At 69.8% G+C, this 22454-nt stretch carries 20 protein-coding genes; 10 read left to right on the top strand and 10 right to left on the bottom strand.

Going from position 1 to position 22454, the window contains the following annotated elements; all coding sequences use genetic code 11:
- Nucleotides 1-44: 44 nt before the first annotated feature.
- The 4 genes from ruvX (at nt 45) to DEIPR_RS01590 (ending at nt 4726) form a co-directional block, all read left to right on the top strand.
- Nucleotides 45-515 carry a Holliday junction resolvase RuvX gene (gene ruvX / locus DEIPR_RS01575; protein WP_148231753.1) on the top strand — a complete coding sequence of 157 codons (471 nt, stop codon included), beginning with the start codon at nt 45-47 and terminating at the stop codon, nt 513-515.
- Nucleotides 516-688: 173 nt separating this feature from the next.
- Complete coding sequence (locus DEIPR_RS01580) at nt 689-2383, top strand: long-chain fatty acid--CoA ligase (RefSeq protein WP_013614081.1); 1695 nt, start codon at nt 689-691, stop codon at nt 2381-2383.
- 157 nt (nt 2384-2540) lie between these two features.
- The gene (locus DEIPR_RS01585) at nt 2541-3563 is read left to right on the top strand and encodes an alpha/beta hydrolase (protein ID WP_013614082.1); all 1023 of its coding nucleotides are present in this window, start codon (nt 2541-2543) and stop codon (nt 3561-3563) included.
- Between the two features lie 71 nt (nt 3564-3634).
- A complete protein-coding gene (locus DEIPR_RS01590; RefSeq protein WP_013614083.1) occupies nt 3635-4726 on the top strand; it encodes a peptidase C39 family protein in 1092 nt (363 codons plus the stop codon).
- Nucleotides 4727-4813: 87 nt separating this feature from the next.
- Here the strand turns inward: DEIPR_RS01590 and DEIPR_RS01595 are convergent, their stop codons facing one another.
- Nucleotides 4814-5563, bottom strand: coding sequence for an RNase H family protein (locus DEIPR_RS01595; RefSeq protein ID WP_013614084.1), 750 nt, complete (start codon nt 5561-5563; stop codon nt 4814-4816).
- A gap of 60 nt (nt 5564-5623) precedes the next feature.
- On the opposite strand from DEIPR_RS01595, the gene pyrE reads away from it, so the two are divergent.
- Both pyrE and ribH read left to right on the top strand, forming a co-directional pair.
- Nucleotides 5624-6211, top strand: coding sequence for an orotate phosphoribosyltransferase (pyrE, locus tag DEIPR_RS01600; RefSeq protein ID WP_013614085.1), 588 nt, complete (start codon nt 5624-5626; stop codon nt 6209-6211).
- Nucleotides 6212-6305: 94 nt separating this feature from the next.
- A complete protein-coding gene (ribH, locus tag DEIPR_RS01605) occupies nt 6306-6767 on the top strand; it encodes a 6,7-dimethyl-8-ribityllumazine synthase (protein ID WP_013614086.1) in 462 nt (153 codons plus the stop codon).
- A 34-nt stretch (nt 6768-6801) separates the two neighbouring features.
- Here the strand turns inward: ribH and prmC are convergent, their stop codons facing one another.
- The gene (gene prmC / locus DEIPR_RS01610; RefSeq protein ID WP_013614087.1) at nt 6802-7656 is read right to left on the bottom strand and encodes a peptide chain release factor N(5)-glutamine methyltransferase; all 855 of its coding nucleotides are present in this window, start codon (nt 7654-7656) and stop codon (nt 6802-6804) included.
- A gap of 40 nt (nt 7657-7696) precedes the next feature.
- Complete coding sequence (locus tag DEIPR_RS01615) at nt 7697-8326, bottom strand: Jag family protein (RefSeq protein WP_013614088.1); 630 nt, start codon at nt 8324-8326, stop codon at nt 7697-7699.
- A 122-nt stretch (nt 8327-8448) separates the two neighbouring features.
- On the opposite strand from DEIPR_RS01615, the gene DEIPR_RS01620 reads away from it, so the two are divergent.
- A complete protein-coding gene (locus DEIPR_RS01620) occupies nt 8449-9120 on the top strand; it encodes an SDR family oxidoreductase (protein ID WP_013614089.1) in 672 nt (223 codons plus the stop codon).
- Nucleotides 9121-9261: 141 nt separating this feature from the next.
- Here DEIPR_RS01620 and rimO read toward each other — a convergent pair whose 3' ends face one another.
- The 4 genes from rimO to DEIPR_RS01640 form a co-directional block, all read right to left on the bottom strand.
- Nucleotides 9262-10764, bottom strand: coding sequence for a 30S ribosomal protein S12 methylthiotransferase RimO (gene rimO, locus DEIPR_RS01625; protein ID WP_013614090.1), 1503 nt, complete (start codon nt 10762-10764; stop codon nt 9262-9264).
- A 476-nt stretch (nt 10765-11240) separates the two neighbouring features.
- Nucleotides 11241-12083 (bottom strand): 3-methyl-2-oxobutanoate hydroxymethyltransferase, encoded by an 843-nt coding sequence (gene panB, locus DEIPR_RS01630; RefSeq protein ID WP_013614091.1) that lies wholly within the window; start codon nt 12081-12083, stop codon nt 11241-11243.
- A 67-nt stretch (nt 12084-12150) separates the two neighbouring features.
- Nucleotides 12151-12825 carry an HAD-IA family hydrolase gene (locus tag DEIPR_RS01635; RefSeq protein ID WP_013614092.1) on the bottom strand — a complete coding sequence of 225 codons (675 nt, stop codon included), beginning with the start codon at nt 12823-12825 and terminating at the stop codon, nt 12151-12153.
- Nucleotides 12826-12849: 24 nt separating this feature from the next.
- Nucleotides 12850-14625 carry a hypothetical protein gene (locus tag DEIPR_RS01640; protein ID WP_013614093.1) on the bottom strand — a complete coding sequence of 592 codons (1776 nt, stop codon included), beginning with the start codon at nt 14623-14625 and terminating at the stop codon, nt 12850-12852.
- Between the two features lie 103 nt (nt 14626-14728).
- On the opposite strand from DEIPR_RS01640, the gene DEIPR_RS01645 reads away from it, so the two are divergent.
- Complete coding sequence (locus tag DEIPR_RS01645) at nt 14729-15403, top strand: Crp/Fnr family transcriptional regulator (RefSeq protein WP_013614094.1); 675 nt, start codon at nt 14729-14731, stop codon at nt 15401-15403.
- Nucleotides 15404-15549: 146 nt separating this feature from the next.
- Nucleotides 15550-17145, top strand: coding sequence for a bacillithiol biosynthesis cysteine-adding enzyme BshC (gene bshC, locus DEIPR_RS01650; RefSeq protein WP_013614095.1), 1596 nt, complete (start codon nt 15550-15552; stop codon nt 17143-17145).
- 176 nt (nt 17146-17321) lie between these two features.
- Here the strand turns inward: bshC and DEIPR_RS01655 are convergent, their stop codons facing one another.
- From DEIPR_RS01655 to trhO, 3 genes are all read right to left on the bottom strand, one after another.
- Nucleotides 17322-17915: an RNA polymerase sigma factor gene (locus DEIPR_RS01655; protein ID WP_013614096.1), complete on the bottom strand. Its 594-nt coding sequence runs from the start codon at nt 17913-17915 to the stop codon at nt 17322-17324.
- A 141-nt stretch (nt 17916-18056) separates the two neighbouring features.
- Complete coding sequence (locus DEIPR_RS01660) at nt 18057-19067, bottom strand: LacI family DNA-binding transcriptional regulator (protein ID WP_013614097.1); 1011 nt, start codon at nt 19065-19067, stop codon at nt 18057-18059.
- Nucleotides 19064-20020 (bottom strand): oxygen-dependent tRNA uridine(34) hydroxylase TrhO, encoded by a 957-nt coding sequence (gene trhO / locus DEIPR_RS01665; RefSeq protein WP_013614098.1) that lies wholly within the window; start codon nt 20018-20020, stop codon nt 19064-19066. The genes DEIPR_RS01660 and trhO overlap by 4 nt, the downstream gene beginning before the upstream one ends.
- Nucleotides 20021-20315: 295 nt before the next feature.
- Between trhO and DEIPR_RS01670 the strand changes: the two genes are divergently transcribed.
- Nucleotides 20316-22421 carry an ABC-F family ATP-binding cassette domain-containing protein gene (locus DEIPR_RS01670; protein WP_041221888.1) on the top strand — a complete coding sequence of 702 codons (2106 nt, stop codon included), beginning with the start codon at nt 20316-20318 and terminating at the stop codon, nt 22419-22421.
- The last annotated feature ends 33 nt before the right edge of the window (nt 22422-22454 follow it).

The following is a 22454-nucleotide window of genomic DNA, read 5'->3' on the forward strand; positions in this document are numbered from 1 at the left end:
CGGCCCCCCCCGGCCCCTGCTTCCCACTCCCTACAATGGGCCGCATGTCCCCGGATGCCTCCTCGCCCCCGTCTCCCGCCGCTGCCTCCGTCTCTGTGCCTGCCTCTGCTCCTGCACCTGTTCCTGGGCCGGCCCTGGCGCTGGATGTCAGCAAGCGCCGCATCGGCTTTGCGGTCAGTCAGGGCCGGCTGGCCTTTGGGCGCGGCAGTGTGGAGCGCCGGCGCCTGCCGCTGGACCTCAAAGCTGTACGCCTGAAAGTAGAGGACACCGGCGCCGAGGTGCTGGTGCTGGGGCTACCGCTGAGGACCGACGGCGCGCACAGCCCGGCTGCTGACCGGGTGCGGTCCTTCGGGCGGGTGCTGGAGGAAAAAGGCTACCGGGTGGAGTACCAAGACGAGCGCTTTACCACCCAGCGTGCCCGTGCCCTGGGTGCCGAGGACCTCGATGAGGCCGCAGCGGTGCAGATTCTGGAACTGTGGCTGACCCGTATGGCGCAGCAGCCAGGGGAGCCCTGAATGCTGGCCGGTAGATAGAACGCAAGGGGCCGGATGAATGGGGGCAGGTGTGCCACTTGTAGGGCGACAGCCCGGCACAGGGCTACACCTGTAACCGGCTATGCCATAATTTATTTCCCTTCATAATCTGTAACCTGTCTGCTCCACCCTTTCTTTCAAGGAGGCCGCCTGTTATGACTACCCCAACCCCACCGTTCCCAAGTTCCATCCAGGGCACCATGATGGATGTCCAGTTGACCATCCCCGCCATTTTGGAGCGGGTTCGGACCTATTTCCCGGAGCGTGAGGTGGTCAGCCTGCTGCCGGGGGGGAAAGATGAGCAGGGCAGCCCCGTGCCGCAAGTTCACCGCACCACCTACGGCGAGGTGGCCGAGCGGGCACGCCGGCTGGCCGGGGGCCTCACGGCTCTGGGCCTGGGCCGGGGCGACCGGGTCGCCACCCTGGGCGTGAACTCCTTCCGCCACCTGGAAGCCTACCTGGGCGTGCCCAGCGGCGGTTTCGTGCTGCATACCGTGAACATCCGGCTGCATCCGCAGCAGATTGCCTGGATTCTGAACGACGCCGGCAGCCGCGTGGTGCTGATTGAGAACCTGTTCGCCGCGATGATTCCGGCGCTGCTGGAACACTGCCCCGCTGTAGAACAGGTGCTGGTCATGGGGCCGCTCCCCCAGCCGCTGGAGCACCCCAAAGTCCACGATTACGACCGTTGGGTCATGGAGCAGTCGCCGCTGGAGCGCTACCCGGAGCTGGACGAGCGCGAAGCCGCCGGTATGTGCTACACCTCCGGCACCACCGGGCAGCCCAAAGCCGTCGTGTACACCCACCGCTCCACAGTGCTGCACTGCTTCGGAATCGCCAGCAAAGACGGCCTGAACATGTCCGAGCGCGACCGCATCCTGCCGGTGGTGCCGATGTTCCACGTCAACGCCTGGGGCATTCCCTACGCGGCGGCGATGTTCGGGGCGTCGCAGGTGTACTCGGGCATGTTCAACGACGGCCCCAACCTGGCCCGGCTGATGCAGGCCGAGGGGGTCACGGCCAGCGCCGGGGTCCCCACCATCTGGCTGGGCCTGCTGGCCGAGCTGGACCGTGCCCAGGCAGCCGGCGAGCCGTACGACCTCAGCCCGCAGGAGCGGGTCATCGTCGGTGGGGCCGCCGCGCCCGAAAGCATGATTCGCGCCTACCAGGAGCGCCACGGCCTGAACGTGATTCACGCCTGGGGAATGACCGAAACCCACCCGCTGGGCACCGCCAGCAACATCCCCCCCGGCCTGGACCCGTGCAGCGACGCCGGCTACGCGCTGCGGGCCACCCAGGGCCGCGCTGTGCCGCTGGTCAACCTGATGCTGCTGTCGGAAAGCGGCGAGCCGGTGCCGCACGACGGCCGAACGATGGGCCGCCTGCTGGTGCGCGGTCCCTGGGTGACCGGGGCCTACTACGGCGGCGTGGGCGAGAATTCGTTCGTGGAAGTGGACGGCCTGCGCTGGTTCGATACCGGCGACATTTCCACCATCGACCCGCAGGGGTACATGACCATTCAGGACCGTGCCAAGGACCTGGTGAAGTCGGGCGGGGAGTGGATCAGTTCGGTAGAGCTGGAAAATGCGCTGATGGGCCATCCCGCCGTGGCGATGGCGGCCGTGATTGCCCGTCATGACCCCAAGTGGGACGAGCGCCCGCTGGCGCTGGTGCAGCTGCGTCCCGGCATGCAGGCCACCCACGCCGAGCTGATGGAGGCCATTCAGGAACGCTTCCCCAAGTGGTGGCTGCCTGACGACACCGTGATTGTGGAGCAGCTGCCACTGGGCGCCACCGGCAAGGTGCTGAAGCGGGAGCTGCGCGACGAGTACGGCGGCTTCGCGGACTAGACATCTGGGAAATGAGGTGGGGAGTCCAAGCGCATCTGCGTCTTCCCGCGTTGCTTGCATAAAACGGGGGAGGCGTGTCTACCTTCCGGGTTTTCCGGACAGCCTCTGAACCTGCAGGGGCCGTGGTAGTCCCACCCCCTGCCCTACAATCGGGCCTATGCCTGCCCGCACCGTTGGCCGCCAAGTCACCCTGATTCCCCCTGCTGGAGCTGCTGCCCTGATCGGTGACCCCACCGACTGGGACCGCCGCCCGGCGCTGGCGGTGCAGCCGGGTGAGCCGGTGACCCTGACCGTGCCGGCGGGAGCCTGGCTGGAATACGCCTGGCTGGACGTGGCCGGGCAGCCGTTCCCCGACCCGGAGGGCCTGCCTACGGTGAACCCCTGGTTCAGTGCGGCCCGCGCCGTGCAGGTGGGCGAGTGGGCCGAGCATCCCCTCTGGCGAGGCCCGGCACCCGAAATGGGTACCGTGCACCGCCTGGCCTGGGACGGCGTGGTCTTTGCCGGGCGGCGGCGGGCGACCCTGTATCTGCCGCGTGGGTATCAGCCGGGGCAGGCGCTGCCGGTGTACTACGTGCAGGACGGTGTGGCCTTTTACCGGATCGGGCGGCTGGCCGAGGCCATGGAGCGGGCCGTGGCCGCCGGGCAGGCCCGCCCCGCCGCGTTCGTGTTCGTGGAGCCGAACGACCGCAACGCCGAATACTACCTGAATCCCGACTACCTGCCGTTCCTGCGAGACGAGGTCATACCGCGTGTGGAAGGCGAGCTGGCCGAGTGGGGCGCGCCCGTGCAGGCCAGCGAGCGCGGGCTGTGGGGCGCCAGCCTCGGCGGACTGATTTCGCTGTATCTGGGCAGCCAGCAGCCGGAGCTGTTCCGCCGGGTGGTCAGCCACAGCGGGGCATTTATCGCCCGGCCCGGTGCGCGCACCCCGGAAGGCAAGGTAGACGTGCTGGACGCCGGCGAATGGCTGCGGGAGCGGCTGGAAGCGGCCCCGCCCCGCCACCTGCGGGTCAGCCTGGACACCGGGCTGCTGGAGTGGCTGACGGCCCCCAACCGCCGCATGGCCGCCGCCCTGGCCGACGGGGGCGTGCAGCACAGCTACCGCGAGCTTCCCGCTGGGCACAACTGGGTCACCTGGCGGCAGGCGCTCGCCTGGGCAGTGCTCGACCAGCTGGGGGGCTGAGGGGCCACGCTGCATGAGTGTCTGGTGAACTCCTCATCAACCCCCCGCCCCTGGCTGGCACACTGGACCCCATGCGACCTCTGGCTCATGGAACCTTGCTGCTCGGCCTCGCGCTGGGCCTGACCCTGCCTACCGCGCAGGCAGAAGTCATCGTCTATGCGGACGCCCAGGCCCACACTGTGGGCCAGACAGTGCTGCACCGCACGGCGGCCGACTGGCAGGCCGGGACCCTCAACTCACTGCGGCTGGAGGGCGACACCCTGGTGGCCGAGGGCGAGCGCGGCATGTACACCAGCCCGGAGCTGCCGACCGCTCCTTTTGACGAGTTGGTGCCCAGCTGGAATGTGCAGACCCCAGGCGGCTACGCGGTGCTCAAGGTGCGCGCCCGGCTGGCTTCGGGCTGGACCGACTGGTATTCCTTTGGGCGCTGGAGCCGCAGCGGGGACCGCTACTCGCTCAAAGCACAAAAGGACGCGCACGGCGAAGTGCTGACCGATGTGCTGCGCCTCAAGGGCAAGGCGACAGCGGTGCAGTACCACCTGTCGCTGATTGGCGAGGGCACCCGCGCCCGGCTGGTGTCGCTGACCACCACTGACCGCTCCCGGCAGGCCAGGTCGGGGGTGCAGGCTGGCAACCCAGCCCTCTGGAACCGCGTCATCAACGTGCCGCAGCGCTCGCAGATGCTGTACCCGGACGGGGGAGACGTGTGGTGCAGCCCCACCAGTGTGAGCATGATTCTGGCCTACCTCGGTACTGACGTGACTGTACCTGCGGCGGCCAAAGGCACCTATGACCGCGTGTATGAGGGCACCGGCAACTGGGCCTTCAATGCCGCTTATGCTGGCGAGCTGGGCTACAGCGCCTATATCACCCGCCTGCCCAGCCTGGCCGCCGCTGAGGAATTCATTGCGCGGGGGCAGCCGCTGGCCGTGAGCCTGGGCTGGGGCCGGGGCGAGCTGAGCGGCGCGCCGCTGCCCAGCAGCACCGGGCACCTGATGGTGCTGGTCGGCTTCGACGCGCAGGGCAACCCGGTCTTGAACGACCCCGCTGCACCCACCAACGCGGGCGTGCGCCGCACCTATCCCCGCGCCCAGTTCGAGCGGCTCTGGCTGGGGCACAGCGGCGGCCTGACCTATGTGATTGAGAAGGGCCGGCAGGGCTGACGGGCAGGTGCGGAGGGTGGGCGCAGCGGGAGAGTCGGCGCTTGCTGCGCCCTTTGCGGCCACGGCCGGCCTCTTGAACGCCACCTCCTACTCGAATTCCACCACCACGCCCGCCCCGTCAGCCTGAGCGCGGGCGGCCAGCAGCTGGGCCTGGGCGCCCGGCAAAATCGAGCGTAGTGGATTGTTCCACAGGGCGCGGGCCAGCTTGGACGCACGGCGTACGCGCAGGGTTTCGCCGCCCCGGGCCAGAGCCACGGCGGCCAGCAGCGCCTGCGCCGAGGGCGGCAGCGGGTCCAGCGGGTCCAGCGGCACCTCGGCGGTGACGCGCTCACCGCTGCGGCGCAGCAGGATACGGGCCAGGGTGCTGCCTTCACGCAGGTCCAGGCTCACTTCGGCGTGCTGGGCGGTCAGCGGGCCGCTGTGCTGGCCCAGCCGCGCCGCGTTGGCCAGGTCGTGGGCGGCGCGCATATGCCGGCGGGTACGCGGCGCGTAGGACAGTTGCAGCGCGATATTCCGTGCCAGAGCCAGTTCCAGCACCTCGTCGCGCAGCGGCCACAGGCTGGCCGGGCCTTTGGCCTTGCGGGCGGCGTTCAGCACCGCCCAGTTGTCGGAATAGATGTTCAGTGGCTGCCCGGCGGGGGCACTGCGGACCGCTTCCAGCACTGCCCGCATCTCGGCGGCGTTGTTGTCGGGGGCCTGCAGCTGCCCGCCGATGCGCCGGGGCAACTCGCCGCCGTCCAGCAGCACCAGGCCCCATCCTCCCTGGGCCTGGCCGCGCCCTGCCTCTTGCCCTGCCTCTTCCTCACGCCAGCTGGCGTCCACATAGGCGTGATTCATAGGACTTCAGGATGGCACAGCCTCCCGGCTCCAGGCCTGGGCAGCCGTTACACTGAGCCCATGACCAACAGCGCTGAACTCGATGTCCTGGCCCTGTACCGCGAGGCCGGGGCGTTTCATGAAGGCCACTTTCTGCTCGCCTCGGGCCGCCACTCGCCCAAGTTTCTGCAGAGCACTACGCTGACCCAGTACCCGCAGTACACGGCGCAGCTGGCGCAGGGGCTGGCGGCGCGGCTGCGCGGGCGCAGCATCGAGGCCAATCTGACCGTCGGCCCGGCGATGGGCGGCGTGGTCCCGGCCTACGAGGTGGCCCGGGCGCTGGGCGTGCGTTCTATCTTCGCCGAGAAAGACGGTCAGGGCGGCATGAAAATCCGCGAAGCCTTTAGCCTGGACGCCGGCGAGCCCTTTATCGCCATCGAGGATGTGCTGACCACCGGCGGCAGCGTGATGAAAGCGGTACAGGCCGCCGAAGCTGCCGGGGGCAAGTGTGCGGCCATCGCCTGCATCATCGACCGCCGCAGCCCCGAGAGCGACCCGCAGGAGCTGAACGGTTACCCGCTGGTGGCCCTGACCCGCGTGCATTTCGACACCTACGCCCCGGACGAGGTTCCGGAGTGGCTGGCGGCCATTCCCCTGCAGGAGATTTGAGAGTAGCGGGCACGCTTCCCTTTGCCGCAGCCGCAAAGGGAAAAGAAGGCGCGGCCGTCCGTGCTTTCTGCCCCGACCCTCTACAATGCCCCCCATGAACCGCATCGAAGCCAACCTGATTGCCGAGGGCCTCAAATTCGCCATTGTCAGCACGCGCTGGAACCACTTCATCGTGGACCGGCTGGTGGAGGGGGCCGAGCTGGCCTTCGTGCAGCATGGTGGCCGCAGCGAAGACCTGGACCACTACCTGGCGCCCGGCTCCTACGAGGTGCCGCTGATTGCCCGCCGCCTGGCCGAGAGCGGCCGCTATGACGCCGTGGTGTGCCTGGGCGCCGTCATCAAAGGCGACACCGACCACTACGACTTCGTCGCGGGCGGCGCGGCCAACGGCATCCTGAACACCAGCCTGCATACCGGCGTGCCGGTGGCTTTCGGCGTACTGACCACCGACACGGTCGAACAGGCCATGAACCGCGCCGGTATCAAGGCGGGCAACAAGGGCGCTGAAGCCGTGCTGGCGATGGTGGAAACGGTGAACCTGCTGCGGCAGGTGTAAGCAGGTCTAGGAGGTAGAGCGTCGCGGGGAAGCCTCAGCCCTTGACCTTCAGGCCTTGACCCTCAGCCCTCACCGCCCGCACGAAGCGCTGTCGCCCGGTCAGGTCCGCGTGAACTGCGGCCTGCCAGCCCTGACCTGCCAGCTCGGCGGCGAAGGCGGGAGCGTTGCGCCCGTCCAGCTCCAGCCACAGCACGCCGCCGGCGGCCAGCCGGGCCGGAGCCTGGGCGGCCAGCCGCCGCGCCAGGGTCAGTCCGTCGGGGCCGCCGTACAGGGCCAGCGCCGGGTCATGGTCCACCTCCGGGGCCAGGGTGCCCCGGTCCTGGTCGGGCAGATAGGGTGGGTTGCTCAGGATCAGGCCGAAGGTTTGCCCGGTGAGTGGGGCCAGCAGGTCGCCCTGATAAAAGCTTACGTCCAGGCCGTTGAGCGCGGCATTCTCACGCGCCAGAGCCAGGGCGTCCGCACTGAGGTCGGTGGCGGTCACCCTGGTCTGGGGGCGGGCGGCCTTCCAGCCCAGCGCCAGTGCGCCGGTGCCGGTGCCGATGTCGGCCACCTGCACCGCCCGCGCCGTGGCCGGGTCGTGCAGTGCCAGATGCAGCAGCCACTCGGTTTCGGGGCGCGGAATCAGGGCGCGGGGGTCGCAGCGAAGCCGTACGCCGCCCCATTCCACCTCGCCCAGCAGATACTGCAGCGGCTCACGCGCCAGCCGGCGGGCCAGCAGGGCGTCCAGCCGCTGCCGGGTTTCCGGGTGCAGTGCCTCCTGCGCCCGCAGCAGCCGGGCGGTCCGCCCCAGGCCGGTGCCCGCCTCCAGCAGCGCTTCCGCGTCGCTATGCGCCGAGGGCACGCCCGCCGCCTCCAGCCGCACCGCCGCCCGGCTCTGCCACTCGCGCAGGCTGGAGGCGGCAGCGCCCCCAGAGGCCCCCCCAGAGGACTTAGCGGGCGGGTGCAGGTTTAACCACCAGGCGCCGGCCGTTGCCTTCGCCCACCGACTGCGTAACCACATGCGGGTTGTCCTTGAGAGTCATGTGGATGATGCGGCGGTCGGCGGGGTTCATCGGCTGGAAGGTGTGACTCTCGCCGGAGCTGGCCACCGCCGCGGCCACCCGGCCTGCAATCTGCTGCAGCATCTGAAAGTGGCGGCTGCGGTAGCCACCCACGTCGATGCGGACCCGCAGGTGTTCGCCGCCCTGCACGTGCTTGGCGACCACGGCGTAGGCCAGGGTATCGAGCGCTTCGATCACGTGGCCCTCGCGGCCGATCAGGCGGCCCACGTTCTCGCCGCTGATTTCCCCGCTGAGGTGGTCGCCGTCGCGGGTCACGCGCACGGTCAGGCCGGGGTCGAAGCGCCGGGCCACCCCACGCAGAAAGTGTTCCAGCACAGTCTGGGGGTCCTGGGCGGCCGGCAAGTGGCCGGGGCTGGGGGCGGAGCTCAGCGCTCCGAAACTGGGAGCCGGGGCGGCCGCCGGCGCAGCGGCGAGGAGGTTGGGAGAAGAGGTGTCGTCGTCAGCGTCACTGATACCCAACCCCGCCAGGTAATCGTCGAGGTCCTTTGGGTCATGCATGGCTGCAGTCTAGAGCACGGGCGCAGCCCTGCGGCTCCCAGCAGGCAGGGGGGGGGCCGCAGGGCTTCAGCAAACCTTGCCGCCTTTTCCCGCCCGGGCGGTGCAGGCGCTACCCTGAAGGCATGGCAAACCTCAGCTCCTCGACCATCATGCTCACCGGAGCCGGCACGCCGGTTGCGACCGCCATTGCGCAGGAACTGGAAGACGCGGGCGCGCAGCTGGTGCTGGTCGGTCAGGGCGAAGACCTCGCCCGCGCCGCTGACCGCTTTCCCGCCACCGAAGTGTTCGACCTGGACCTCAGCGACGCTGCCAGCGTGGAGCGCCTGCGTACCGTGGAAGTGGACGCTCTGGTGCACACCGGCGGCATGTTCAGCCCCCAGCCCGCGCTGGACGCCGGCCCTGCCGACTACGAGCGGCTGTTCGCGGCCAATATGCAGAGCCTTTTTCACGCCATTCAGGGTGCGCTGCCGCACATGCTGGAACAGGAAGACGGCGTCATCGTGGCCGTGAGCGCCCCCCGCGAGTCGCGCGGCGAAGGCGCAGCGCTCTATCAGGCCAGCCGCGCCGCCATGACCAGCTATGTGCACAGCCTGCACACCGAGCTGAAGGGCCGCGGCATCCTGGGCTGCGTGATTCACCCGATGGGCCCCATCGACACCCTGGAACTGCGTGAGGCCGGCTACGAGTGGGAAGAACTGATTGACGCCCGTGGCCTGGCCAAGACGGTGGCCCACGCCCTGACCCGCCCGGCGCGGGCCCACATCACCGAGCTGAAGGTGTATCCGCAGAAATAAAGTGTTCCTGCGAACCGGGTGAGTCCTGTTCACGGGCCTCCCCATGGTTGCCGCCGCAGAGCAGCAACCGCAAGACGGAAAGCAGAAGGCTCCGGAGCACTCTGGGCCTTCTGCTTCACGTCTGCTGCCGCTCTCCGGTGCCTAGTGCCCGAAATGCCCCAGCATCGGCACGTTGGGCCGCCACTCAGGCCGGGCCACCACTTCCCCGAACAGGTCGTATTCGTCGCTGTCCTCTATACGGGCCTGCACGATATCGCCCACCTTGATTTGGCCTGCGAAGTCGCCGGCGTACAGGTACACCTGCCCATCAATGCCGGGGGCGTCACCTTTGGTGCGCCCGATCAGGCGGGTGCCGGGCTGGTCTCCCTCGTCGTCGTTGTATTCGTCGATAATCACGTCCATCACGCGGCCCACCTTCTGTGCCAGCCGCGCCATGCTGATGCGCTGCGCCACTTCCATGAAGCGGGCCAGGCGCTCTTCCTTGACCTCTTCGGGCACCGCGCCGGGCAGGGCGTTGGCGTCGGCCTCAGGCACCTCGGAGTAGGTAAAGGCCCCCACCCGGTCCAGCTGCGCGGCTTCCAGGAAGTCCAGCAGTTCCTGGAAGTCTTCTTCGGTTTCGCCGGGAAAGCCCACGATAAAGGTGGAGCGGATGGTCAGCTCCGGGCAGATCTCGCGCCAGCGGCGGATGGTGTCCAGTTGCTTGCCTGCTCCGGGGCGGCGCATGGCCCGCAGGATTTTGGGGCTGGCGTGCTGGAGGGGCACGTCCAGATAAGGCAGGATTTTGCCCTGGGCCATCAGCTCCACAATGCGGTCCACGTGCGGGTAGGGGTACACGTAGTGCATCCGCACCCAGGCGCCCAGTTCGCCCAATTTCTCGGCCAGGTCGGTCAGGTGGGCGCGGACCTGCTCGCCCTGGAACTCGCTTTCGCGGTAGCGGATGTCCACCCCGTAGGCGCTGGTGTCCTGCGCGATGACCACCAGTTCCTTGGTGCCGCCCGCCACCAGCCGGAAGGCCTCGTACAGCACCGAGCCGGCGTCACGCGACACCTGCAGGCCGCGCAGCTTGGGAATGATGCAAAAGGCGCAGGTGTGGTTGCAGCCTTCGGCCACCTTCACGTAAGCGTAGTGGCGTGGGGTCAGGCGCACGCTGGGTGCGAACACGTCGCCGTGGCGGGTCTGTTCGCGCTCGGGGCCTACAGCGGGCGCGGCAACCGGGCGCATGCCCGGAGCGGGCACCGGCAGCAGCCCGGTAAAGGCGTCCTGGTTCACCGGCAGCAGGTCCCGCACATGGCCCATCACGTCGTCAACCGCTTCACTGCCGGTGATGGCCGAGACCTTGGGGTGCCGCTCCATGATTTTCTCGGGGCGCTCGCCCAGGCAGCCGGTCACGATAACCTTGCCGGTGGCGTCCAGCGCCTCCCCGATGGCCGAGAGCGATTCCTCAATGGCCGGGGTGATAAAGCCGCAGGTATTCACGATTACGGCCTGCGCGTCCTCGTAGTTGGGAGCCACCTCGTAGCCCTCGGCCCGCAGCTGGGTCAGGATACGTTCGCTGTCTACCAGCGCTTTGGGGCAGCCCAGGCTGATAAAGCCTACGCGGGGCGCGGCGGCGGTGGCTTCGGTAGGGGTAAGGGTCTGGGTCATGGAACTCCTTGGGCGCGTGTGGCACGGAAACAGGCAGGGGCACAGAAGGGGCGGGGGGCACAGAAGAGGCAGGACAAAAGGGTACTGGCCTCAGCCCGCCTTCCCCGGCAAAGCAAAATCGCTCCAGCATAGGCGGCTGCGGCGCAATTCGTCTGAGCACCGCCAAACAATGTGCGGCCAGACAGTGCGCCGCCCCGGTGCAAAGCCAGGAGGGGGCGGAGCCAGACGGGGACAAAGCCGGGCAGCAACCGACCGGGCAGACAAGACCAGCAAGAAAAAACCCGCTCGCCTTACTAGAAGGTTCCGAGCGGTTATGTTTATTACTCTAGCGCGCTATGCAGTATTCGTCAAGGCTATGCGGGGAGCTGAAGAGGGGGGAGCGCCGGCTGGAGCGCAAAGGGCTCCGGGAAGCTTTAGCCTCTGCACCCGCTATATCCTCGGTGCCCGCTGTACCCTCTGCCCCCAGCTCCTGGCCCTCAATACAGCTTTTCCAGCACGCCGTCCGTCATGCCGAAGCTGTTGGCCTCGGCAGGGAAGCTGCGCTCCCGCACTTCGGCGGCGTAGCGGCTCAGGGCCTCGCGGCTGATTTGGCCGACCTCGGCGTAGCGGCGCACCATCTTCATCACCGGGCCTTCGTACACGCCCAGAATGTCGTGGTAGACCAGCACCTGACCGTCACACTCCACGCCTGCGCCGATGCCGATGGTGGGAATCTGGATGCGCTCGGTAATCAGGGCGGCCAGCGCGGCGGGAATGGCTTCCAGCACCACGCTAAAGGCGCCTGCTTCTTGCAGCGCGGCTGCGCCCTCCAGCGTTCGCCGCGCCGAGGCTTCGTCCTTGCCCTGTACTTTCAGCCCGCCCTGGGCCGTGGCGGTCTGCGGGAGCAGCCCCACATGGCCCATGACCGGAATGCCGGCGGCGCTGATGCGGCGCACGCAGGCCAGGTCGTTGGGGGCTGCGCCCTCCAACTTGACCGCGTCGGCGCCGGCTTCCTGCACCAGCTGCACGGCGGCCCGCAGGGCTTCTTCCGTGCCCAGCTGATAGGTGCCGAACGGCAGGTCCACCACCATAAACGTCTGCGGCGCACCCCGGCGCACGGCGCGGGCGTGGTGCAGCATGTCGGCCAGGGTGACCTGCGCGGTGCTGTCATAGCCCAGCACGACATTGCCTAAGGAGTCGCCTACCAGAATCAGGTCCACCCCAGCCCCCTCGGCGTGGCGCGCCTGAGCATGGTCGTAGGCGGTGACCATCACCAGTGGGGCAGCAGGGCTCATCAGCTGCGGCAGGCTCAGCTTCTTGCGGGGGGGCGCGTCGCTCATAGCACCGAAGGTAGCACCGCTGCCGGCACCTGAGCGCCTTTAGGGTTGGGGCGTTTGGCCCAGGGGCTCAGCCGTCCAGTGCTGCCAGCAGGGCGCTGAGGCCCCCGCTGAAATCCTCCAGGCGCGGCCAGGCGGGCGGGAACGGCTGCGAGGCAGTCACCTCGTTGGGCACCACCACCGCCCGCACGCCCGCCGCCACGGCAGCGGTGGCTCCGTTGAGGCTGTCTTCCACGGCCACGCAGGCCTCCGGACGCAGGCCCAGGCGCCGTACGGCCAGCGCGTACAGTTCCGGGTCGGGTTTCACGCGGGCGACGTCGTCTTTGGTACACAGGGTCTCGAAGCGGTCCAGCAGACCATGCTGCGTGAGCCATTCGGTCACCCAGGCACGGTCCGAGCTGGTGACCAGGGCCAGCCGCAGCCCGGCCGCCTGGGCTTCGTCCAGCAGCCGCACCACGCCGGGGCGCAGGTCCTGTCCGCGCAGTTCTTCCAGCAGGCCCCGGTGCAGGTCGCCGCCCACCCGTTCGCGGTCGGCCTGCACCTCCTGCGGCAGCCCGGCCCAGGGGTCGAACGCGCCCCAGGTGCCGATGCCGCGTTGCCAGTCGCGTAAGTGCAGCTCCCGCCCGTGCGAACCGTACAGCCGCTGCCAGTGCCGGAACTCGGTGGTTTCGGTGTCCATGATGGTGCCGTCGAAGTCGAACAGCAGCGCCTGGATGGCGTGGGGGGCAAGCTGGTCGGAAGTCATAGCAGCAGTGTAGGCCCCAGCGCCTCAGCGCGGCACCATCACCACGGCGTTGGGAATGTCGCGGCTCCAGGCCGGGTTCAGGTAACCGCCCAGGTCGGCATACCCGCCGGTCAAGTACACGGCGCTGCTGCCGCCGCTGTCCATCCGCACGGCGTCGCTCAGGCCGGCGGCGCGCAGGGCGGCCAGCAGCTGCTCGGGCGTGCCGCGCTCCAGGTAGGCGAAGGTGGGCCAGCCGCCGAGCAGGCCAAAAGCGGTCTGGTGGGTGGCCCGCCAGATGCTGCCCGAGGTGTCGAAGCCCTCGCGCTGCGGATTCAGCACGCTCTGGCCGCCGCGCAGCAGCAGCGGCCCGGCACTCAGGGCGTCCTGACTGCTGGGCCAGGGGGCGTCGCTGGCGTTCCACTCCAGTGTGAGTGAGAGCGGGCTGCCCGCCGTACGGGGCAGCGCCGGAAAGCGGGCCGGGTCGAAGGTGAGGTACAGCTCACCGGGACGGGTGCCCACCGGGCCGCTCTGCGCGGCCTGCACCTGGCTGCCGCCGGGGCGCAGGGTCAGCGTGACCAGGCCGGCGGCGCCTACCGTGCGTCCGTCGCCGGCCCAGGCCGTGAGCAGCTCCGGGCGGGGCAGCGGTGTCATCTGGTTGACCAGCAGGCGCTGGCCGTTCACCTCGGCCACATAGCGCGGCGCGGGGTAGCCCAGCAGCACCTCGCCTGCCGGGGTAAAGCCCAGGGTGGCCCGCTTCTGGAGGCTGCCGATCCGCATCACGCCGCCCTGGGCCACCAGGTCTACCGGCTTGCCGCTCTGCATGTCGAAATATCCGCCGTTGATGCCGGCCACACCGCCGGCCGAGCGCACCAGTGCCGCCAGCCCGGTGCGCTGGCCCCAGGGAGCACTGACCACGCGGGGCCGGTAGCGGCTGGGGTCAAAGCTGAGCAGGCTGAGGCCCCCTTGCTGGCGGTAGCGCACGCCCTGGGGCAGCAGCCCTTCGGCCACCGGCGGGGTCTGGCTGCGGTCGCGGTACACCACGGTATCCAGCACGATGCGCGTGGGGTTTTGCAGGGTGAGGATGTGGGTCTGGCCGCCGCCAGTCAGCAGGTCCACCCGGCTGCCGCTGCCGGCCGTCTGCACCAGCAGCACGGCGCCGCCGTCCAGAAGCTCCGAGCGGGCGGCGGCCTGGGTGTAGGGCAGCGACACGGTCACGCCGCCTTCACGCTGCTGCACCTGATAAAAGGCCTCGCCGCCGCCCTGCAACTCCAGCACGGTGCGCTGGAACTCCACTGTGCGCTGGCGGTGGGCGCTGTGGCGCGCGCCGACCAGCGTGTGGGTGCTGCGGCTGCTGGCCGTGCCTGCTGGAATGGCCGGGGCTTGGCTGGGCGGCAGCGTGCCGGCCGGGTGGCTGCGCGGCGCCGGCACCTCTACCGTCTGCGGGGTGACGGTCAGGGACAGGCCGAGAGCGCGGAGTACGTCCAGGCCCACGTACAGACTCTGGCCCACCTTCTCGGGGGCGGGCAGCTGTCCGCCGGGTGCGAAGCCCACCGCCTGCCAGCCGCGTCCCGGTGCCCAGCGCAGTTCTCGGTTGCCGTACAGCAGCCGCAGGTCCTGCGGGTCGTTGCGGACCGCCACGCCCAGGCGCGGCAGCGTCCAGACGGCCAGCCCCTCGCCGCTGCCCAGCTCGCGGCTGTCTAGCGCCGCACTCTGCACTTCGCCGCCTACGCTCAGGGGCCGGGCCTGCGCGGCTGGCCACGCGCTCAGGGCCAGCGGCAGCAAAAAGGCGAGCAGGGGCCGGCAGGGGAGAGGGCGCGTCATCGCGGGCAGTGTAACGTGGGCAGCACAGCGGCAGATGAACGGCGGTGAGCCCACAATGTGAAGGAGCTCGCAAGTCGGGGGCCGGTGTGGCAAACTGTGAGCTATGACCCCTGGTGCATTCGCGGCCCTGCCCCCACAGGCCCTGGACCAATTGCGTGCAGTAGCCCGCACTGGGCGCTGGGGAAGAGGCGGCTTGCTGTTTCATCCGGAGGACCCGGCCGAGGTTCTGTATCTGCTGACCCGTGGCAGCGTGCGGCTGTACAGCCTGGGTGCCGGCGCCCGCGAAGTCACGCTGGTGGTGCATCTGGAGGGCGAGCTGGTGGGCGTGCAGGCCCTGCGCCCTGGGCAGCTGTACGGCCGCTACGCCGAGTGCGCCGACGACACCGAAGCCCTGATGTTCAGCCGAGAGACGCTGGAGCGGCTGCTGCGCGACTCGCCCGAAATTTCCCAGGCACTCACCGAGCAGATTGTCGCGCAGACTGCGGCGTTGCAGGGCCGGCTGGCTGGACTGGTCTTTCACGAGGTCTCGCAGCGGCTGGCCCGCACCCTGCTGGACTTTGCCGAGCGCCAGGGCGAATGGGATGGGAAGCAGCCGTTCGCCCTGCAAGACCGGCTCTCGCATCAGGAGCTGGCGCATATCGTGGGCAGTACCCGTGAGACGATTACCAAGCTGCTGGGCGAGTTCCGCAACCGGGGGCTGCTGGACCTGGGCTACCGCCGCATCGTGCTGACCGACCGCGAAGGGCTGCTGGAAGCCGGGCGCGAGCCGCTGCGCTGAAGCGGGTGTCCCGCGCCCGGCAGATTGTTTCCAGATTCGGCCGCCGGGCCGCACAACTGAGCTAGCCTGAGCGGGTGTCCGACCCTATCCCGCTGTCCACCTCATCCAGTCCTGCCTCCCCGCGGCCTGACCTCGCCGGCCTGAGCGTGGCTGCTGCCTACCGCCGGGGGGCACTGCACGACTTTTTCAGCCAGGCGCAGCCCCAGGGGACGCCGCGTGAGTGGGTGCGGCACTGGGCCGCTGCCGGCGAGGCCAGCACCCAGCTCGGCGCTGAGCAGCGGGCGGCGCTGGTGGCGGCGCTGCGCGAGTATCACGCCCACTTGGGCCTGCTGACCCCGGCCACGGCTGCCGCGCTGGACGCCCTGGCCCACCCGGCGGCGCGGGTGGTGGTGGCGGGGCAGCAGGCCGGACTGCTGACCGGCCCGGCCTACGCGGTCCACAAGGCCGCCGACGCCGCGCTGCTGGCCCGCGAGCTGAGCCGGGAGGACGCCCCGGTGGTAGGCGTGTTCTGGATTGCCAGCCAGGACCACGACGCCGAAGAAGTGGCCTGGGTCAGCCTGCTGGACCTGGAAGAGCAGCTCTGGCGCGAGGTAGTGGACCTGCCGGCTGGGCAGCCGGTGGGCCGCGTACCCTGGCAGCCGGAGTGGACGGCGGCGCTGGGCCGGCTGCTGGAAGGCTTGGCCGCGCCGGAGCCCCACCGCCGCGCCGTGCTGGCCCGGCTGGACGCCGCTGTGCAGCCGCTGTCAGATGGCAGCGCCCCCGGCTGGGCCGACGTGTTCGCCCGGCTGATGCACGGGCTGCTGGGCCAGCACGGCCTGCTGCTGCTGGACCCGCTGTTCCCGCCACTGGCGCGGCTGATGGCCCCGGCCATTGCCCGCGAACTGCACGGCCCACTGGAAGGCCCCGCACGAATCGAAGCTGCTGCCGAGCGTCTGAGTGCCCTGGGCCTGACCCCGCAGCTGCGCCGCCCGGCAGGCGCCACCAACCTTTTCCTGGAAGGTGACGACGGCGGGCGCCGGCTGCTGCGCTTCAGCGGCGACACGTTCAGCACCGATGACGGCCGCACCTACACCCAGGCCGAGCTGCTCGGTCTCCTGGACCGCGACCCCAGCCGCATCACCCCGGCCGCTGGGCTGCGCCCCACCGTGCAGGACAGCCTGCTGCCCAACCTGGCCCTGATTCTGGGCGACGGTGAAATCGCCTACCTGGCCCAGCTGGCCGGCGTGTACGACCTGCACGGCGTGCAGCAGCCGGTGGTGTGGCCGCGCCTGAGCGTGACCTGGCTGGAGCCCAACGTGGCCCGCCTGCTGCGCCGCTTGGGGGCCACCGCTGCCGAGGTACAGGCCGACCCGCAGGGCGTACTGGGCCGCTCGCTGGCGGCCGAGCGTGAGCTGAGTGCCGCCTCACAGGAGCGGCTGGCGGCGCTGGGGCGCGAGTGGCAGGCCCTCAGCGCCGAGCTGGCCGCGCTGGACCCCACGCTGGAGCGCGGCAGCGAACGTGCCCGTCAGTACACCGAGCGCCATTTCGCTGCCCTGCAGCAGCGGGCACTGGCCGCCCTGGCCCGGCAGGAGGACACCCGCAGCGGCCAGCTTTCGCGGCTGCAAACCCACCTGCTTCCCCACGGCCACCCCCAGGAGCGCGAGCTGAGTTTCCTGACTTACCTGCTCAAGCATGGGCCGGTCGTCCTTGACCTGCTGCTGGCGCAGCAAGCGGGGGCCCAGGCCGAAGTGGAGATTCCGTAGGCGGGCCGCCCCCGCTGGTGAACCGGCCAGCAGGTCGGCGGCGGAGAGTGGCGCCCACCTGCGCTCAGTGCTCCAGCCCACCGCTTTAGACGCCCGTCCTGGCCGGCATTTTTCGCTTTGCTCGCCGGGGCTGCCCGCCGCAGAGCTGTGCCAACTTCCTGCCAACTGCTCCAGGCTCAGTTCACTTGCCCGGCCAGCAGTTCGGCCAACTGCTCTTTGGCGCGGTATACCCGGCTTTTGGCGGTGCCCAGGGCCACGCCCTGAAGCTGGGCGATTTCCTCGTAGGGCAGGTCTTCCATAAAGCGCAGCACCACCGCCTCGCGGTAATCCTCGGGAAGCTGCATCAGCGCTCGCTGCACACGGTCCTGGGCATCGCTGCTCTCGGCGGCCTGCACCGGCGTGCGGGCCTCGCTGGGCACCTCGAACCCGATTTCCTCCTGCGCCTGGTCCAGGCTGAAGCGGGCGTGCTGCTTGCGGCGGTGCGACTCGATTTGGGTGTTGCGGGCCACGGCGTACAGCCACGGCAAGAAGCGCTGCCCCGGCTGAAAGGTGCCGAACGACCGCCACGCCCGGTAAAACACCTCCTGCGTCAGGTCCAGGGCGTTCTCGCTGTTGCCTTCCAGGCGGTACAGATACCCGTACATCCGGCCCTCGTGTTCCTGAATCAGCTGGAACCAGGCCTGCTCGTCGCCTGCCAGCAGCAGGGCGTGCTGCTCGGCACCAATCACGTCGGCAGGCACATCGGCAGGCAGGGAAGCCGGAACATCCATTGTTTCCTAGGTTACTCTATTGGGCTGTGACCTGCCGCCCGACTGCCGCCCGACTGCGGCGGGAAGGATAAGGCCAGAGGACAGTCCCCGCTTGCCCTGCGCTGCGCTTCGCTGTGGTTCCGGGCGGGGGTCAGCGCAGTTTCAGGCGGTCCCACGCAGGGCCAGCCGTGGCGTCAGCAGCTGGAACTGCTGCTCGCGGGGCGGCGCACCTTCGTGCCGTTCCTGAATGCGGTCCAGCAGCAGTTCGGTGCTGCGCGTGGCCATTTCCTCCAGCGGCTGATGCACGGTGGTCAGGCCCACCAGCGCTGCTTGCGAGTGGTCGCCGTAGCCAATCACTTTCAGGTCATCACCGACCGGCAGCCCACGGAGCTGCGCCTCGGTAATAAGGGCCAGGGCCAGGTCGTCCCCGTGGGTCATGACGGTGGCACGGTCGGGCAGCCGGTCCAGCAGTTCGGCAGCCACCCGGTGCAGGTGGTCTTGGGGCTCGACCTCAATGTGCTGAATAACCTGCCGCCCGGCGCTTTCCACCCCTTCCACAAAGCCCTTGCGGGTCGCTTGGCGCTCCTTGAGCTGGCCCCGCAGCCACACCCCCACAATTTCGCCGGGGAGCGTGGCTGCGTACTCGCCGGCAATCAGGCCACCGTAGCGATTGTCTATGGCCACATAGTCCAGGTCCTCGGTGACGGCGCCCAGCCGCACGGTCGGCTGGCTGCGTTCCTGGCCGGTCCAGCTGCGGTAGGCCGCGTCGTCGCACAGCAGGAGGCCCTGCGCCAGGGCACTGGGGTGTCCCGGCTGCGCCACCTGTGCGGCGCGCTGTGGGCTGCCCAGCGCGAAGGCCATCAGGCCGTAGTCCTGCCCGGCAAGTGCCGTTTCCACGCCCCGGATAATGCGGCTTTGCCACACCGAATACAGGTCGGCCACCATCACGCCGATCAGGGGGTGTTCGCTGGGCAGCGGCCGCCGGGCCTGTGGGGTGGGCCGGTAGTTCAGGTCCTCGATAATCGCCAGCACCCGTTCGCGGGTTTCACCGCGTACCGAGGGGTGATTGTTCAGCACGCGTGACACCGTGCCCACGCCCACGCCCGCCGCCTTGGCGACGGTATGGACCGTGGGGCGTCCGCTGCGCCCACGCCCGCCTTTGCCCGAGGTCATCCCGTTCTCCCGTCGAACCAGCGCTGGCGTTCGCGGAAGGCGGCCTTTTGCGCCTCGGTGGTCTGCTCCGCGCAGTGCGGGCAGCTCACACCGCGCTCGAAGCGGGGGTCGGCGCGTTCGGCGTCGCCCAGCGGCCAGCCGCAGGACCAGCACATCTCGGCCTGCCCCGGCTGTAGCCCGTGCCCCACCGTGACCCGCTCGTCGAACACGAAGCATTCCCCCTGCCAGCGGCTGCGCTCCTGGGGCATTTCTTCCAGATACCGCAGAATGCCGCCTTCCAGGTGATACACCTCCGAGAAGCCTTCTTGCAGCAGCAGGCTGGTGCTCTTTTCGCAGCGGATGCCGCCGGTGCAGAACATGGCGACCTTTTTGCCTTCCAGCTCGGCGCGGTGCTGCTGGAGCCACGCCGGGAACTCGCGGAACGAATCGGTCTGCGGGTCCAGCGCCCCCCGGAAGGTGCCGGCCTGGTACTCGTAGCGGTTGCGGGTGTCTATCAGCACCACGTCCGGGTCGTCCAGCAGGGCGTTCCACTGTTCAGGATTCAGGTAATGGCCGACCAGGTCGCGGGGACGCACCTCTACGCCCAGGGTCACGATTTCCTTTTTCAGCCGCACCTTCATGCGCTTGAAGGGCTGCGCGGGGGCCTGTGACTCCTTGTATTCCATGTCCGTGAAGCCCAGGTCCAGCAGCAGCGCGTGCAGCGCCGTGATGGCAGCCCGGCTCCCCGCCACCGTCCCGTTGATGCCCTCGGGCGCCACAATCAGGGTGCCGCACAGGCCCAGGCGGCTGCACTCGGCCTTCAGCCGGTCCCGAACGGCGGCCGGGTCCTCCAAAGTGCGGAACTGGTACAGGGCCGCCACCACCCAGGGGTCCTGGGCGGAGGCCGGCGCGGTTGCCAGAGTGTCGGTTGCCAGAGTGTTGGGGGCCGGAGTATCGGAGGCAGGTCGGTTCATGTCTGGGGGCTTTCCGGGAGATAGGCTGAGGCGAGACGCCTGTGGCCCGAACTTCCGGATTCCATTGTGACCTCCCGGTCTGACAGGCTTCTTTTCGGAACCGGACGGATGGACCGGACGGATTGTCTGTGCCGCACAGGTTTACCATAGCAGTGCGCTGGCCGCCTGCACGCGGCTTTATGCGGTCTGCTGACCAGGCTCCGGCTGGACGCCGGCCACCTCCTTTACCGAAACCCGGCCTTACCGAAACCCGGTGGAGGGTAGGCTCCGTGAGGTGGCAGCTACACTGGAGCGCGTGACTCTGCTTCTCCGCGCCTACGACCTGCACTTTGCTGTGCCGGAGCGCGACCTGCTGGCGGGCACGTCGCTGGAGCTGCGCGGCGGTGAGCGGGTGGCCCTGCTGGGCCGCAACGGCGCGGGCAAGACCACGTTGCTGGAGCTGCTGAGTGGTGCGCGGCGGCCCGACAGCGGCGAGCTGTGGCGGCAGCCAGGGCTGCAGCTGGCCACCCTGGAGCAGCACCACGACTTCGCGCCCGGTGCGCGGGTAGGTGACCTGCTGGCTGCCGCTCACCCCTACCGCACCCTGGAAGCCGAGGCCGGCGCACTGGCGGCCCGGCTGGACGACCCAGCCGCGCTGGAGCGCTGGAGCGAGGTGCAGGCCCACTTGCAGCAGGTGCAGGCGGCCGCCTGGCCTGCCCGGCTGGGGCGCATGCTGGCGGCGCTGGGCCTGCGGGCCTTGCCGGGCCTGGAAGAGCGCAAGGCCCGCTCGCTTTCGGGCGGCGAGCAGACCCGGCTGGCCCTGGCCCTGACGCTGGCCCGCGAGCCGGAGTTGCTGCTGCTCGACGAACCCACCAACCATCTGGACATCCGCATGCGCGAGTGGCTGGAAGGCTGGCTGCGGAATTTTGGCGGCGGCGTGCTGCTCACCAGTCACGACCGCGACTTTCTGGACGCGGTGGCCACCCGCTCGCTGTGGCTGGCCGGCGGCGAGCTGAGCGAGTATCCCGGCGGCTACAGCCGGGCGCGGGCGCAGCGCGACCTTGAGCGCCGCAGTCTGGGCCGCCGCAGCCGCCTGCAGGAGCGCGAGGCCGGCCGCCTGACGGCAGCGGCAGGGCAACTGGACCGCTGGGGCCAGCGCTCGGCGGCGGTGCGCTCACGGGCGGGGCGGGTGGCGGTGCCGGGAGCGCCCCTGCCCGAGCGGCAACTGCGAATGCGGCTGCTGGCCGGCGACAGCCGCGCCCGGTTGCTGGCCTGGGGAGAGCACCTCAGCGTGACCTACGGGGGCCGCACCGTGCTGCGGCAGGCCCGTTTCCGGCTGCGCCAGGGCGACCGGGTGGCCCTGCTGGGCGCCAACGGCACCGGCAAATCCACCCTGCTGCGGCTGCTGGCCGGTGAGCAGCGGCCCGACCTGCCAGAAGCTGGCTCCCCCGAGCCGCTGCTGCGCCTGGCGGGCGGCGTCACGCTGGCCTATCTGGACCAGACCTGGCACGGCCTGACGCCGGGGCGTGGTCTGTACGCCCAGTTCGGGGAACGCTTCGGAGACGCGGCGGCGGCGCTGCTGGGTGCGGCGGGCTTCGGGGCCGCGCACTGGGAGCAGACGCCCGAGCAGCTGTCGGGCGGCGAGCGTTCGCGGGCAGGGCTGGCGCTGGTGAGTAGCCTGCGCTCGGACATTCTGCTGCTGGACGAACCCACCAACCACCTGGATATCGAGGCGCTGCAAGCGCTGGAAGCGGCGGTCAAGGCCTACAGTGGGGCGCTGGTCATCGTGACCCACGACCGGCGCTTTGCCCGCGAGGTGGCGACCCGGCTGTGGGTGATCGAGGGCGGCGAACTGCGCGAGGTCTCCGGCTGGGGCCGCAGCGACTATACGGACCCAGCCCGCACGCTGGAGGGCGACCCCCCGCCTCCGCTCCCGCCGCCTAGCGCCCCCCAGCGGATGTTCCGGCTGGAGCGGGCGCTGCTGGACCTGCAGGCCGAGCTGGATACTCCCTGGCGCCTGACAGGCCGCGAGGAAGCCCGCCTGCGGTCCGAAGCGGCGCAGCTTCAGACCGAACTGTACGCCGCCTACGCCGAGGTGTACGGCCAGGAAGTCTGGGACGCCGAGGTCCCCGAGCCGCCGCTGCGGGTGCGGGCCGTGCGCTTCGAGACGGGCGGGATGTTCTGGGCCGCGCACCAGCCGGAGTGCCCGCATCTGGCCTGGGACGGCCGCACCCTGCGCCTGTCCGCAGATAGGGATGGGCCGCTGCCCGCGCATTTCGGGGAACCGCTGCTCGGCGGAGCGCTGCGGATTCTGTTCGAGGGCTGGCAGGTGGGCCGCGTGCAGCTGGGTGAAGGTGGGCCGCCCCTCAGCCGCCGCGAGTGGTTTGAGCGCCTGGGCGCGGCTCCGCGCCGCCGCCCTTAAGAACCTGGCTTACCTTTAGCCCGTATACTTGCC

The sequence above is a fragment of the Deinococcus proteolyticus MRP genome (assembly GCF_000190555.1).
Lineage (GTDB): Bacteria > Deinococcota > Deinococci > Deinococcales > Deinococcaceae > Deinococcus > Deinococcus proteolyticus.